Annotated in this window: 10 protein-coding genes; 7 read left to right on the top strand and 3 right to left on the bottom strand. The window is 70.2% G+C overall.

Features of this window, described 5'->3' with window-relative positions:
* The 7 genes from VGZ32_RS24450 to holA form a co-directional block, all read left to right on the top strand.
* Positions 1-1,929 (top strand): bacterial transcriptional activator domain-containing protein (locus VGZ32_RS24450; RefSeq protein ID WP_326888530.1); only part of this gene is annotated, 1,929 nt, incomplete at its 5' end.
* 23 nt (positions 1,930-1,952) lie between these two features.
* Positions 1,953-2,849 (top strand): DegV family protein, encoded by an 897-nt coding sequence (locus tag VGZ32_RS24445; RefSeq protein ID WP_326888529.1) that lies wholly within the window; start codon positions 1,953-1,955, stop codon positions 2,847-2,849.
* 312 nt (positions 2,850-3,161) lie between these two features.
* Positions 3,162-4,037 (top strand): ComEA family DNA-binding protein, encoded by an 876-nt coding sequence (locus VGZ32_RS24440; RefSeq protein ID WP_326888528.1) that lies wholly within the window; start codon positions 3,162-3,164, stop codon positions 4,035-4,037.
* A gap of 41 nt (positions 4,038-4,078) precedes the next feature.
* The gene (locus VGZ32_RS24435; protein WP_326888527.1) at positions 4,079-5,677 is read left to right on the top strand and encodes a ComEC/Rec2 family competence protein; all 1,599 of its coding nucleotides are present in this window, start codon (positions 4,079-4,081) and stop codon (positions 5,675-5,677) included.
* Positions 5,674-6,951, top strand: a complete 1,278-nt coding sequence (locus VGZ32_RS24430; protein ID WP_326888526.1) for a ComEC/Rec2 family competence protein — start codon at positions 5,674-5,676, stop codon at positions 6,949-6,951. Before VGZ32_RS24435 ends, VGZ32_RS24430 begins: the two co-directional genes overlap by 4 nt.
* Before the next feature lie 93 nt (positions 6,952-7,044).
* A complete protein-coding gene (locus VGZ32_RS24425) occupies positions 7,045-9,378 on the top strand; it encodes a S9 family peptidase (RefSeq protein WP_326888525.1) in 2,334 nt (777 codons plus the stop codon).
* Between the two features lie 5 nt (positions 9,379-9,383).
* Positions 9,384-10,331: a DNA polymerase III subunit delta gene (holA, locus tag VGZ32_RS24420; RefSeq protein WP_326888524.1), complete on the top strand. Its 948-nt coding sequence runs from the start codon at positions 9,384-9,386 to the stop codon at positions 10,329-10,331.
* 312 nt (positions 10,332-10,643) lie between these two features.
* Here holA and rpsT read toward each other — a convergent pair whose 3' ends face one another.
* The 3 genes from rpsT to VGZ32_RS24405 all read right to left on the bottom strand — a co-directional run.
* The gene (gene rpsT, locus VGZ32_RS24415) at positions 10,644-10,919 is read right to left on the bottom strand and encodes a 30S ribosomal protein S20 (RefSeq protein WP_326888523.1); all 276 of its coding nucleotides are present in this window, start codon (positions 10,917-10,919) and stop codon (positions 10,644-10,646) included.
* Positions 10,920-11,210: 291 nt separating this feature from the next.
* Entirely contained in the window at positions 11,211-13,937 is a 2,727-nt protein-coding gene (locus VGZ32_RS24410) for an ATP-binding protein (RefSeq protein ID WP_326888522.1), read from the bottom strand.
* A partial coding sequence (locus VGZ32_RS24405) for a hypothetical protein (RefSeq protein WP_326888521.1) occupies positions 13,934-14,821 on the bottom strand: 888 nt, incomplete at its 5' end. The genes VGZ32_RS24410 and VGZ32_RS24405, both read right to left, overlap by 4 nt.

Genomic DNA, 14,821 nt, shown 5'->3' with positions numbered 1-14,821 from the left:
CACGCGCCTGAGGAGAGCCAGCCCCCGTCCGTCGAGAACCGGGTGCTGTTCGGACTCGCTGGTGCGCCTTTGCTGGCCGCTGGCTTGTATAAGGCGCTCGGACGACACCGGCGTCGGCAGCTATGGCATCGAGCGTTCGGCCGCCGCCCTGTCACGCCGACGGGCGATGCCGCTGTCGCTGAGGAGTCGATTCGCATCGGGTCCCGCGAAGTCGAGGTCTGGTTCCTCGACCTCGCGCTTCGTGGGCTCTCGGCCGGACTGGCAGAGCGCGACCATCCGATCCCCGACGCCTATGCGGTGAAGCTTCGCACCGAAGGCATCGAGCTGATGCTTAGCAGGCAGGCAACGCCTGAGGACCTGGTACAGCCGCCCGAGCCGTGGGTCCTATCTGAAGACGGACGGTCCTGGAACTTCTCCCGGCCGCGGATCACAGACGTGCACGCTCAGGCCGCGCATCGGCGGTTCGCGCCGTACCCCGGGCTGGTCACCATCGGTGGCGTCGGCACCGACCGCGTCATGATCGACCTCGAAGAGGCCCGCGGCGTCGTCGGTTTCGGCGGCCACCGTGACCGGCGCCGCGCCGCCCTGGCCGCGCTCGCCGTTGAACTGGCCACTAACTCTTGGTCCGATCGGATGACCGTTACCCTTGTCGGCTTCCCTGGTGACCTCACGCCGTTGGCGCCGGCCCGGGTGCGACACGCGGCCACGCTGGAGGAGATCCTTCCCGCCCTCGAAGCAGAGGCCGCCGAACGGGTGACGGCGCTCGCCGCCGCCGGGCTCGTGTCCGTGCTCGACGGTCGATCGCGGGCGAGCCAGGCCGGCTCGTTCCCGCCGCACTTCGTCGTCGTGGCCGACGAACCGCATCCGGCCACTGCGGCGCGGCTGGTCGACATCGCCGCTACCGCGTCGCGCGTCGGCATGGGTTTCGCGGTCGCCGGGGATGTCCCCGGGGCGACCTGGCAGTTCGACGTCAGCTCCGACGGGCGGCTCTCCGCCCGCCAGCTCGGCATCGAGGTGGACGCGCAACTACTCCCGGACGACCAGTACGTGGCAGTCCTCGGCATGTTCCGCGCGGTGTGCGACATCGAGGGGATGGAGCTCCCGACCGGCCTCGTTCACCAGTCGGTTGGGTATGGTGGCCCGCTGCCCGATGAACCGCCTTCGGTGTTCGTCGCAATGCTCGGCCCGCTCGAGTTGAGTGGCATAGGCGCGACCGAGCCGGATAAGACACCGCTGCTGCGTGAAGCGCTCGTCTTCCTGCTCCACCATCGCGACGGTGTTCACCCACGCGTCCTCGCCGCGGCGCTCTGGCCGCTCGGTGCCACGGCGGCCGTGGCTGAGGCGACGTTCGCGCGGCTGGCGACGTGGCTCGGAGAGGATCCGCACGGTGAGCCGAACCTCCAAACCGATGACGAAGGGCGGCTCCACCTCGGGCCGTACGTATGGTCGGACTGGGACATGTTCCAGTCCTTGCAAGAGCGCGCCCTGCACCACGCGTCCGGCATGTCCCAGGAGCAGCGCGATCAGCTGCTGAAGGTGGCGATGGACCTTGTCCGCGGCCCGTTCCTCGCCGACCGCGAGGCGGGACGCTACGGCTGGCTCGCCTACGAGGTCGCCGAGGCGCAGATCCCGGCGATCATCGCGGACACCGCGCTCAGGCTCTCCGACTCGCTGACGGCCGCTGGCCTTGCCGAAAGCGCGATTGAGGCCGTTAAGGCAGGCATGCGTGGGAGCCCGGACGACGAGGAGCTGTGGCGCGGATTGCTGCGCGCGACGGCAGCGAGCGGCGACACCGAGCGGCTGCGCGGCGCGGTGGAAGGACTCTACAAGCGCACGTGGTACGTACACGGTGTCCAAGGGCTGCATCCGCGCACGGAAGCGCTGGTGGATGAACTGTTGCCGTCCTGGCGGGAGGTCGTCGTCGGCTGAGGACGAGCGCCCGATCATCGACTATGGTGCGACATGTGGCCGGTCGGACAGTAGTGGTGACGGACTCGACAGCATGCCTCCCGCCGGAGCGCGCCGCTGCTGCCGGGATTACCGTCGTTCCGCTTCAAGTCGTGATCGGCACGGAGTCCTACACCGAGGGCACGCCTAAGGCACGCGCTGCGCTTATGGACGCATTGCGCAGGAGGCAGCCCGCCACGACGTCCCGCCCGTCGCCGGAGCAGTTCGCGGCGTACTTCCGGGAGCTGGCGGAGGACGGCGCCACAGGCATCGTCTCGGTTCACCTCTCCGCAGAGCTCTCCGCGACGCACGAGTCGGCCCAGCTCGCAGCCGCGTCGTCGCCGATCCCCGTCGAGGTGGTCGACTCGCGCTCCGTCGGCATGGGCCTCGGTTATGCAGCCCTCGCCGCGGCAAGGGCCGTCCGCCACGGTGAAACGCTCTCCGGCTGCGCGGCTGCGGCAGCCAAGCGAGCGACGATGACCTCGGCGTTCTTCTATGTCGACACCCTCGAGTACCTCAGGCGCGGAGGCCGCATCGGCTCGGCGCAGGCGCTCCTGGGCTCAGCGCTGGCGGTAAAGCCGCTCCTCCACCTAGTCGACGGACGCGTCGAACCTCTGGAAAAGGTGCGCACGGCGGCCCGAGCCATCGCACGCCTCGAACAGGTGGCGCTTGAACGGGCAGGCCACGACGCGGTCGACGTGGCGGTGCACCATCTCGGATCGATCCCCCGCGCCGAACTCCTCGCCGAGCGCCTACGCGCCCAGTTGCCGAGCCTCGCCAACGCCACTGAGGACGACTTCGGAGCGCTCGGCGACCTCACGGTTTCCGAGGTCGGTGCGGTGCTCGGCGCCCACGCCGGCCCGGGCCTCCTCGGAGTCATCGTCTCCCCGCGCCTGCCCTAGGGCCGCCCATCTTCGGTCCCATACTTTGAATTTCGTGCTGAGCACCCAAGGTTGCCGCCGCACCACCCGACGCGGCGTCCATAGCGGAGGTGTGGGCGCGACGCCGGGCTCGTCAGTGCATACGAGCAGATGGGCCGTCCGACGGTTCGTCAGGTAGTCACTGCACCCCTGACGTGCGTTTTCCACAGCGTCGCCGGGTAAATTCGCGAGTTATCCACAACTTGCGCAAACTCTGGTGATTCCTCCCGGCTCGCTCCTTAATGTCGTGAACGGAGATCACGAACGTGATCCCTCCGCCACCGAGGAGCAGCCATGTCAGGGAATCAGCAGTATGGATGCGGCCACCGCCATGCCGGCGCGGACGACGCCCTGCCCACCTGGGCAGACACTCCCGCGGCCGCGCGCCCGCGCCCGACACGGTTGAAGCTGTTCCTCGAACGAATCCAGGACCGACTACCCGTCACCCTCCAGGGACGCTGGCGGCTTGATCGGCGCTCCGGCACCGTCCTCGCCTCCGTCGTGGCGGTGGTCGCCCTGATCACCGGCGGATGGGCGCTCTTTCGCGCGCAGTCGCACCAAGTCGGCACGCCCCATACGTTCGCGGCCGATCCCGCGGCGCACTCGGCCCGCCACACCGGACCACCGGGCGCCCGCACGCAGACGAGCGAATCCGCCTCAGGCGGCCCGGCTGGCGCCGCGGAACCCGAGGCGCCTTCAGGTGCGGAGCCCGGTTCCGCCTCGACTGTCGTCGTGGTCGACATCGAAGGGAAGGTCGCGAAGCCGGGCGTGATCCGCCTCCCGACCGGATCACGCGTGATGGATGCGCTGCACGCCGCCGGAGGAACGCTGCCCGGCACCGACCTGACCTCGCTGAACCAGGCGCGCATGCTCAATGACGGCGAGCAGGTCGTGGTCGGCGCCCCCGCAGGCGCCAACGGTGGCCCCGTGCCACAGGTCTCCACGCGACCCGGAAGCCACGGCAAGGCGCGACTCGCCGCGCCCATCCACCTCAACACCGCCACCGAGGAACAGCTCGAGGAACTGCCCGGCGTCGGACCCGCTCTTGCGCAGCGGATCCTCGACTGGCGAGGCGAGCACGGGTCGTTCTCCTCGGTCGGCCAGCTGCAAGAAGTACGCGGCCTCGGCGCGAGTAAATTCGCCGCGCTTCGCAACCTGGTGCTGTTGTGAAGCGCCGCGCCGATCCTCCGGACCTACGCCTTCTGCCGCCGGTGGCCGCAGGTTGGGCGGCCACCTGGCTGGGACTCGCATTGCCTCCCGCGCCGACCCTCGTGGCGGCGGGCGGACTGGCGCTGTGCGGCCTTTACGGAATGGCGCAGGCGCGCCGCCGAGCAGCCGATCACCCCCTCGGCGTAGAACCGCTCGCGGTCACCGCGTGCACAACGCTTCTGGTCGCCGCCGGACTCGCGCTCTCCGCGGCGCTCCACGTCGCCGCCGGGTCGCACGGACCGGTACCCGGCCTTGCCGCGCAGTCCGCGATCGTCGGCACCGCGCTCACGGTGACTGGCGATCCTCGACGCATCGCACCGACCACCGGCCCGCCGAGCTCCGGCGCTCCGCCGAGGCCGACCCGCCGCCTTACCCTGATCATGGTGCCAGTGCGCATCACCGACGTGACGACCTCCGACGGAACGCACTACGAGGTTGGCGATTCCGCGACCGTCATGGCTCGAATTCACGCACCGGCCGATGAACAGATCTGGCTCGACCTGCTGCCGTCGCAACACCTCCTCGTCACCGGAAAGCTCGTGCCGCCGCGGGACGCCGGACGCGACGCCGCACTCCTGATCGCCGATCGGGCGCCCCAGGTGACAGGAGGACCCTCGCTGATCCAAAGTGCCGCCGGGCGATTACGCGCCGATCTGCGCGAGGCGGCATCAGGACTTCCCGCCGAGGAGGCGGGCGTTCTGCCCGCACTCGCGGTCGGCGACACCAGCCACGAGCCGCCGGACCTCGCCGACGCCCTGAAGCGCACCGGTCTCAGCTACCTAGTGGTCGTCAGCGGCGAGAACCTGATCTTCGCCTCCGCGGCGCTTATCCCCCTGGCCCGATGGGCGGGGCTGCGCGGCCGAGCGGTGACCGGGGCGGGATTCCTGCTCGTCATCGGGTTCACCGTGCTCGCCCGCCCCGGACCGCCAATGGTCCGCGCGACCGTAATGTCCCTGCTCGGTTGCGCGGCCGCGATCTCCGGCCGGCGATTCCGGGCCCTGTCCACCATAGCGGCAGCCGTACTCGTTCTTCTGCTCATCGATCCGTGGCTGGCGCTCACCTACGGGTTCGCGCTCTCGGTCGCCGCCACCGCCGGCCTCCTCATCGCGGCCCCAGGCTGGTGCGACCGCCTCCTCGATCGGGGAGTCCCGCTGTGGATCGCCGGACCAGCGGCCACGACGGCAGCCGCGGAAGTCTTCTGTGAGCCGCTCCTGGTGACTTTCAGCGGGTCGTTGCCCCTCATCGCGGTCCCGGCGAACGTGCTCGCGGTCCCCGCCGCGCCGGTCGCCACCGTCCTCGGCATCGGCGCGATGGCCGCCGACGAGGTGTGGCCTCCGCTCGGCCACGCAGTCGCCTGGGTCGCGCAGTGGCCGGTGCGCTGGATCTGTCTGGTCGCCCGCACTGGAGCGCGGATGCCGGGCGCCGCCGTCGCTTGGCCGAGCGGTCTCGGCGGCTGCCTTTCGCTCCTCGCCGCATACGTCGGCGCATACGCGTTGATTAGGCGAGCCAGGCGAGCGAGGCGAGCGAAACAGTCACATATCAACCACAGAGTGTCACGAGGTCAGATTGGTCTAGACAAGACGGGGGTCGGCTCGGTATGACTGGTGACCATCAGCGAGATCCGGGACGGAAGGCTGGAGGGGAGCTTTCCAGCACGGCCCGGGCGACCCGCCGCCCACGACACCGCGGGCGGTTCCTGATCGCCGCGCTGATCGGGTGCGGCGCGCTGGTTGCGGGGGTCGTAGCCCTCATCAGGCAGACCGCGGCCCCCGACTGGCCTCCCGCCGACTGGGCGATGGCGGCCTGCGACATCGGGCAGGGCGACGGGCTCCTCCTGCGCACCGGCCAGACGTCCGCGATCGCGGTCGACACTGGTCCCGATCCGGGCTTGGAAGATGCGTGCTTGAAGCGCTTCCACGTCGCGGACCTGTCGCTCGTGGTACTGACTCACTTCCATGAAGACCACATCGGCGGCCTCGCGGGACTACTGGCCGGACGGAAGGTTGCCGCGATCGAGACCACGACCGTCGACGATCCTCCATCCGGAGCCGCGAAGGTGCGTCAGGAGGCGGCTGCGGCAGGCGTCCCAGTGCGGCGCGTCGTTCCGGGCGAGCGCGTGGCGATCGGACCCGTCGCCTGGCACGTGCTGTGGCCCGACCGTCCAGACGCGCTGCTCGGACCGATCGCCTCTAACGCCCCAGGATCGGACCCGACCCGCGAAGACGAGATGCCCATAGACGGGGGTGATGATCGCGGTGGCAGTAGTCACAGCGGTGGTCACGGTGGTGGTGGTGATGACGGCGGCGGTCACGGTGGCGGCGGTCATGGCGGCAGTGGACACAGTGGTGGTGGTCACGGCGGCAGCCACGGTGGCGCCGAGGGGTCGGGACCGAATAACACCTCCATCGTCATAGCGGTGACCATCTCCGGCCCGGCGGCACCGGTGACCCTCCTGCTGACCGGCGACATCGAGACGCCCGTGCAGAACCTGTTGCTCGCCGCGCACCGCTCCGAGCTCCGGGCCACGGTGCTCAAGGTGCCGCACCACGGCTCCTCGAATCAGGCGCCGGACTTCGTCGGCGCGGTCGATCCGGCCGTCGCGATCATCTCGGCCGGCAAGGGCAACCCGTACGGCCACCCGACCGCCCGCGCGCTGCGCTTGATGGGGTCCGGCGGAGCCCGGGTGTATCGCACTGACCTCGATGGAGACGTCGCGGTCAGTCCGGCGGCCGGATCGGAAGGAGGCATCGTCGTTGGCGCCCAGCGCGGAGAGGGCAGCCCCGGCGGTGGACCGAGCGCCCGAGGCACGCCGGAGCCAGCCGATCCGCCGACTCGCCGCCACAGCCACTCGCATCCCAAGTCGAGTACATGGTGAGCCGCCGGATGCCGACGCCGAGGCGATTCGGCGGGATCGGGCACGATCGCGTCGCGGCGACCCCGCGTCAGACCGGAAACGTAGGATCGAGACATGCAGCCACCCGTCGCGAAGACTGTTCCACACGAGCGCGTCCACCATGGAGACCGCGTCGACGACCCCTACTTCTGGCTCGCCGATAAGGAGAACAAGGAAGTCGTCGAATACCTCGAGGCCGAGAACGCCTATACCGAGGCGCGCACGGCTGGGCAGGCGGACCTGCGTGAGCGGATCTTCCAGGAGATCAAGGGCCGGACCAAGGAGACCGACCTGTCGGTGCCTTCGCGCAAGGGCGGCTGGTGGTATTACTCCCGCACGCAGGAGGGCAAGCAGTACGGCATTCACTGCCGCGTCGCCGCGGACGGCGACATGCCCCCGGTTCTGCCGGAGGACGGCTCCGCGCTGCCCGGCGAGCAGGTGCTGCTGGACGGCAACGAGTTGGCCGAGGGGCACGGCTTCTTCTCGCTCGGCACCTTCGACGTCTCGCCGGATGGCAAGCGCCTGGCCTACTCGGTCGACTTCGCCGGGAACGAGCGGTTCACGCTGAAGTTCAAGGAGCTCGACAGCGGCGAGGTGCTGCCGGACGAGATTCCCGAGACCTCCTACGGCACCGCCTGGTCGCTGGACGGCTCCACCCTCTTCTACCTCACCGTCGACGACGCCTGGCGGCCGTACCGCGTGCACCGCCACACGGTCGGCACGTCGGCGGCCGACGATGTCCTCGTGCTCGAGGAGCCGGACGAGCGGTTCTGGGTCGGTGTCGGGCTCACCCGCAGCGAGCGCTACATCGAGATCGGCGTCGGTTCGAAGACCACCAGCGAGGTTCGGCTGCTCGACGCGGCGCAACCCGGCGGCGAGTTCACCGTCGTTGCGCCGCGCCGCCAAGGGGTGGAGTACTCGGTCGACCACTGGGTCCACCCGACCGACCCGGGCCGCGACCTGCTGCTCATCCTGCACAATTCCGACGGCAGGGAGAACTTCGAGCTGGCGACCGCGTCGCTGGCCGGCCCGGGCGACTGGACACCCCTGATCGAGCATCGGGCCGACACGCGTCTGGTGTCCGCCGACGCCTTTGCCGAGCACATGGTCCTCGAATACCGCCGCGACGGGCTCACCGGCCTGTCCATCCACCCGATGCGCGACGACTTGCCGGCAGTGGAGGGTGGGCCGATCGCCTTCGACGAGCCCATCTACACCGTCGGCGCGGGCGACAATCCCGAGTTCCGCACCGGAAAACTGCGGCTCGGCTATACCTCGATGGTCACCCCCTCCACCGTGTATGACTACGACATCGCGACCGGAACGCTGATCCTGCTCAAGCGCCAGCCGGTGCTCGGCGGCTTCGATCCCGCCGACTACGAACAGCACCGGTCCTGGGCGACGGCTGACGACGGCACGCGCGTCCCGATCTCGATCGTGCATCGCAAGGGAGTCGAGGCCGACGGCACTGCGCCTGCGGTGATCTACGGCTACGGCTCCTACGAGTCGTCTACGGACCCGTACTTCTCCGTGGCGCGGCTCTCGCTGCTCGACCGCGGGTTCGTGTTCGCCGTCGCGCACATTCGTGGCGGCGGCGAAATGGGCCGTCGGTGGTATGAGGAAGGGAAGCTGCTCGCCAAGCGCAACACATTCACCGACTTCGTGGCATGCGCCCGCCAGTTGGTGCGGGAGCGCTGGACGTCCGCCGATCGGCTGATCGCACGCGGCGGCTCGGCTGGCGGCTTGCTCATGGGCGCGGTGGCGAATCTCGCGCCCGAGGCGTTCCGCGGCGTGGTGGCGGACGTCCCGTTCGTGGACGCGCTGAACACCATCCTCGACCCGAGCCTGCCGCTCACCGTGATGGAGTGGGAGGAGTGGGGCAATCCGCTGGAGTCCGCGGAGGTGTACGCCTACATGAAGGGGTACAGCCCGTACGAGAACGTCGAGCAGAAGCAGTACCCTGCGATCCTCGCGACGACCAGCCTCAACGACACCCGGGTCTACTACCACGAGCCGGCGAAGTGGATCGCGCGGCTGCGGGCCACAGCGACCGGCGGCGACTTCCTGCTGAAGACCGAGATGGAGGCGGGCCACGGCGGTCGTTCCGGGAGGTATGACGCCTGGCGTGAGGAGGCCTTGACGCTGGCATGGGTCATCACCACTGCCACGGGTGGGGCGACGGCCACGGGCGAGGCGGTCAGTGGGGGTGCGGCGACGACCGCGACAAGTGGCGCGCTCGGCGGAGGTGCGGCGACGGCCATGGGCGATGCGATCGCCGGGGGTGCGGCGATGGCCGCGGGTGAGGCGAGTGGTGGGGGTGCGCCGCCGGCCACAGGCGGGGCGCTCAGCGCGGGTGCGGCGACCGCGACGGGTGGCGCGACGCAGCCGACCGGTGAGTCTGAGGCCTGACGCCCGTGACCGCCCCGCCTCCACGCCTGACGCTGGTCACCGGACCCGAAGAACTTCTGGTCGACCGGGCGGTGGCCGCCGTGATCGCCGCCGCCCGGGCCGCCGATCCGGCCGTCGAGATCTGCGACATGGCGCCCGGCACGCTCCAGCCGGGCGGCTTCGCCGAACTGGTCTCACCGTCACTGTTCGGCGAGGCCAAAGTGGTCGTGGTGCGCGCCGTCCAGGATCTCGCGACGGCGCAGGCTGACGAGATCAAGCGCTATCTCGCCGACCCGGCCGACCAGATCGTCCTGGTGCTGACGCACCCGGGCGGTGTCAAGGGCAAGGCGCTGCTCGACGCGGTCCGAAAACTCAAGCCGGAGATCGTCGACTGCCCGAAGCTGACCAAGCCCGCGGAGCGGATCACCTTTCTGCGCGGCGAGTTTCGCAGGGCACGGCGTCCAATCAGCGACGAGGCGGCGCAGATCGTCGTCGACGCGGTGGGTTCCGATCTACGTGAGCTGGCCGCGGCGGCAGACCAACTGCTCGCCGACACGGACGGAGCCGTGGACGAGGCGACGGTCGCGAAGTACTACAGCGGCCAAGCCGAGGTGTCCGGGTTCACGATCGCCGATCTCGCCGTCGAGGGCCGGCTGGGGGAGGCGTTGGAGCAACTGCGCTTCGCATTGGACTCAGGAGTCGCTTCAGTGCTGATCACGAGCGCGCTCGCGACGGGCGTGCGCCAGATCGGCAAGGTCGCGGCGGCCGGACGGGACACCCGCGACCTCGGGATGCCGCCCTGGAAGGTCGACAAGATCCGGCGCCAGACGAGGAGTTGGACCCCGGACGGTTTGACGGTGGCGCTGCGGGCAGTCGCGACGGCCGACGCGGCGGTGAAGGGTGCGGCGGCGGATCCGGCGTACGCCCTGGAGAAGTGCGTCATAGCCATCGCCGGTGCCCGTACCCGGCGCTAGTGCGGTGACCACCAACGTTCGCCGGGTCGGTGGCACCGGGGGCCACGTCGTTTGCGGTCTCGGAACCCGGTCAAGGTTGGTGGTCACCGCACTAGCGGAGGCCGAATGCAGGCGCGAGTGTGTCAGGTACATGATTATGCACGGCGCGGGAAAGTGCGGGAGGCACAGTGCGAAGGCCCGGCATCGAGCCGGGCCTTCGTCAGATCAGTACACCGCGATCGGTCGGCAAGGTGTCACGACCGACATACGCGATTGAGGCAGGTCAAGCCGCGAGCGCGGATCGGACGGCGCGTCGGCCCGGTCCGATTGCGATCAGGAGGCGTCGCCGCTGAGGTGGTTGACCTTCTTGGCGAGCGCGGACTTCTTGTTCGCCGCCTGGTTCTTGTGGATGACGCCTTTCGAGACCGCCTTGTCCAGCTGGCGGGAGGCGGCGCGGGCGAGTTCCTCGGCCTTCGCAACGTCGCCGGCCTCGACCGCCTCGCGAGCCTTGCGGACCGCGGTCTTGAGCGAGGACTTGATCGACTGGTTGCGCTGGCGCGCCTTCTCGTTGGTCTTGATCCGCTTGATCTGCGACTTGATGTTAGCCACGAAAAGCCTCTTCACATCCTGGTGGGGTGGTTACAGCGCAGCGGACCGCCGACCGTCGGTCGACCCGGCGACCGCGCAGCGTCTTGGAGGTGTGACCACCGGCGGGGTGACCCGCGCATCCAGGGATGCTTTGCAACGCTGCGCTGCTGTGATGCGGACTTCATCCGCCCACAGGCCACGCGACCGCCAACTTTACCAGCCGCCGGACCAGGCTCCGAATCGCGTGCATGGAGGTCGAGTCAGATGCTTGTGCTCGCTGTTGCTGCTCGCGGGCCATGCCTGGTGGCGTGATCAGAGATCGATGCGCGTCGCGGCGATGCGGAAACGCTCCGGAGCGCTGGTGAGCACGATGATCTGGAGGCGCTCGGCCGCCGCGCCGAGGATCGCGGCGAGGGCGTCGAGTCGGCCGCGGTCACTATGCCCCAGCGCGTCGTCGATGATGAGCGGGACGCCCGGTCCGTCGAGCGATGTAGTGGTTCTGCCCTTGGACGGCGGGTTGGCACTGGCTGCGGCCCCGCCAGTCGCTGCGTGGTGTGCTGACGCGTCGGGAGCGGAAGCGGGCGCGGAGATCAGGTCGGCGCAGGAGATGCGGCCGAGCAGCGCCAATTGCTCCCGCGCCCCGGCGGACAGCTGGTCGAACGGAACCGTCACGCCGTCGATGGTCTTGGTCGCGATCGTCAGGTCGTCGCCGACGCCGATGCGGACTTGGGGGCCGAACACCATCGTGGCGTAGCCCTCGACCCGGTCGCGCAGGGGAGCGGCGTAACGGCGGCGCGCCTCAAGGCGGTGCGCGTCGAGTGTTTCGAACAGGAGCCGTGCAGCTTGCGCGCGGCGCCGTACCCGGTCGTGCTTATCCTGCGCCCTGGTCAACGCCGCTTGGGCCTGGTCTGCCGCCTCACGTGGCCCGCGCTCTCCTTCGCCGAACAACGCCAGCCGTTCGGTGGCCGCTGCCCGCCGCTCGCGCAAATCCGCCTTCGCCCGCTCGCGCTGTGGCACCAAGGCGCGCGCATTCTTGAGCTTGAGCTCCAGAAGTTCCGGTGCCAGGTCGGCGATTCGTGCCGCCGCTCCGTCGAACGCCGCGCGCAGATCGGCCAGTTGCTCGCCGTCGACCGGCTGGGGGAGCGCGGCGAGTTCCGCTCGTGACCGCTCCAGTTCGCCGCGTGCGGCCTCCAGCCGCGCCGCGAGACCGGCCGCCTCCACCTGCGAGGCCATCAGCGCCTGAGTCGACTCGGTGAGCGCGAGGTTCGCGGCGCGGGCGCGGGCGTCGGCGTCCTCGGCGGCAAGACTGGCGGCGGACTCGGCCTCCCGCAGCTGATCGAGCATGAGCGGAGTCGTCGGGTTCGGCGAGGCGGAAGTGCCGGATGCGTCCGGGACGTCGACGTCGGATACGGCAGACGGCGCGCCAGAGTCGGGCTCGAACCGGGCGATTCGGTCACGCAGCTGCGCGAGCTTGTGTGTAAGAGCGGCGGGATCATCTCCGCCGAGCGCGGTTTCGAGGTCGCGTTCGGCGCTCTCGTGCTCGGCGAGCAGGCGTCGGCGCTCCCGCTCCGCCGCCCTCGCGGCCGCCGCATCCGCAACGCCCGCCTCGACGCAGATCTCCTCGTAGGCCGCGCGGGCCGCCACCATCCGGTCCCGCCGCGCATGTTCCGCCGCCCCGGGCGTGACGACGATCCGCACGACGCCTGGAGCTTCGACCGTGAACGGTTCGCTGACCGGCACTGTCAGGGGCGCAGCGTCGTCTCGTGCGTCCAGCGGCGCGCCGTCCAGGTGGACCGGCGCGTCGCCGAGCCTGGTCACCGCCACCATCGGCGCGCCCGCCTCTAGGCTCGCCCGCGCGACCTGCCACTCCTGGTGCGCGGTCTCGATCCGCTCCAGCAGCGCTTCGTCGACGGTGATCCGCGCGAGCTCCGTGGCCGTCGCGCGCAGCCGCTCGCGGGCAGCCTCGATCTTCCTGAGCCGTTCGCCGAGAGCCTGCTCCTCCTGCCGGTCGCTGTGGAAACGCAGCAGCTCCGCCGCCTGCCGTGCGGCCTGACGGGCGGTCATGCTCTGCGCGCGCATGGCGTCCGCCCGACGCGTCGCCTCGTCCCGTCCTGTTTGCGACAGCGCGGCCCGCGCCGCCGCGGCATCGGCGTCGCCCTCGAGCCCGTCCGTCGTCCGCTGGAGCTCATCCACCTTCGTCGCCGCGTCCGCAAGCCGCCGCGCCGAGTCCAGCCGCGCCTCCAGCGCCCGCAACTGCTCGCGCTCGCCGTCGAGTGTCTTGGCCTGCTCCTCGAGCACGGCGAGCTCGGCTCGCGCAGCCGTCAGCTCCGCCGCGTTCTCGTTCAACAGCCGGCCGGTCCGCTCGTACTCGGCGATCGCGGCCTCGGCCTCGTCGAGGGTCCGCCGGGCGACCTCGTGCGTCGCCCGCGCCTCTTCGAGCCCTTCGATCGCCGTGCGCAGCTCGCCGGTCGGAATGTGCTGCTTCTCCGTGTAGTAGCGGCGGAACTCCTGGTGCGCCAGGTCGTGCAGGCGCGCCTCCGGGCCGGTGCCCGGCGTGTCCGCGGAGCCGAGCACGCCTGCCAGGACCGTGGAGCCCTTGACGTCTGCTTGAACGACCAGCCCGGCCTGATCGACCCTCAGCTGGCGCCACAGGAAACGGTCGACCCCACACTCGCCGAGGATCTCCAGGAACCGCTCGTGCGCCTGGTCGCCGGTGAACTGCGCCGGCTCCGGCTCCAGCACGTGCAGCTCGCTCTCCGGGGACTTGAGCCAGCGCTTGCGGTACACCACCCGGTACGCGCCGAGCGACAGCTCCGCCTCGACGCACGGACCGGCGTCCCGGTGTACTGGTTGCGCGTCCCTGATCGCCTGCTTGCGCGCGGTCGCCTTCTCGTCCACCAGCAGGTCCAGCGCCTCGATCATCGAGGTCTTGCCCACCTCGTTCGGGCCGACCACCAGGGTCAGTCCGGTCGGCGCGAACGCGACGGTGCGCTCGGCCACGCCTCGGTAGTCCTGGAGAGCGATCCGGTGAAGTCTCATGCCACGGCCTCCCGCGGCGCGATGACGGATTGCGATTGCAAAGCGGTCAGGCGCAGCAGCAGTTCGAGGGCGTCGAGCGCTGCCGGGGTGCCCTGACCGCGCAGGTCCGCGGCCGCCTCGGTGGCGAAGCCCGTCAGGTCCAGGCCATCCAGATCGGCGTCCACGGCACGGATGGCGAGACGGCTGCGCGACGAGTCCGGGATCGCCGCGAACAGATCGCGGCGCACATCGAGACCGTCGGCCAGGTAAGCATGGTCGGTCAGGCTTAGCAGACCCGACATGATCGGCTTCGCCACGGTCCGGGTCTCGTCCGGGAAGGCATCCAGCCAGGCCAGCAACGCCGCGACATCCTCCCGCTCGTGCAGCTCCCACTCCCGCTCGGCGAGCGTCCACCGGCCGACCCGATGCGGCGTCACCTTCGGCGGGATGTCCGGTTCCAGATCCACGACCAGGACGTAGCCGGGTGCCGACTCGGTGAACCGGGTGGGCTCCGGCGTGCCCGGATACCAGATCTTGCCGAGATCGCCGACGTCCCGCAGCGAGTGGTGGTCACCCAGCGCGACATAGTCGAGAGCGCGGCGGTTGAGGGCGTCCGTGAAGCGGCCGATCCGCAGAGCCGTGCCCGTCATGTCGCCGGCGACGTCCTCGGTCGCGCCATGACCCACGCCGATCCGCACCGTGCCCGGCGCCGCCGGTTCGAGCTGGGTGGCCATCAGATCCAGCTGAGGGACGGGCGGCTGCTTGCTGTACCACGGGGCGACCAGCAGCTCCACTTCCGCCGAGATCCGCACCAGTCCGGGCGCGTCCAGCACGGTCACCTGCTCCGGCCGCTCCGTCGTGAACCAGCGGCTGCGATAGACCGAGCCGGCGTTCAGCGGGTCGTG

It is taken from the genome of Actinocrinis sp. (assembly GCF_035938995.1).
GTDB lineage: Bacteria > Actinomycetota > Actinomycetes > Streptomycetales > Catenulisporaceae > DASZGI01.
Note: the sequence above shows the minus strand (reverse complement) of the source record. Positions and strands in the feature narration are given on the sequence as shown.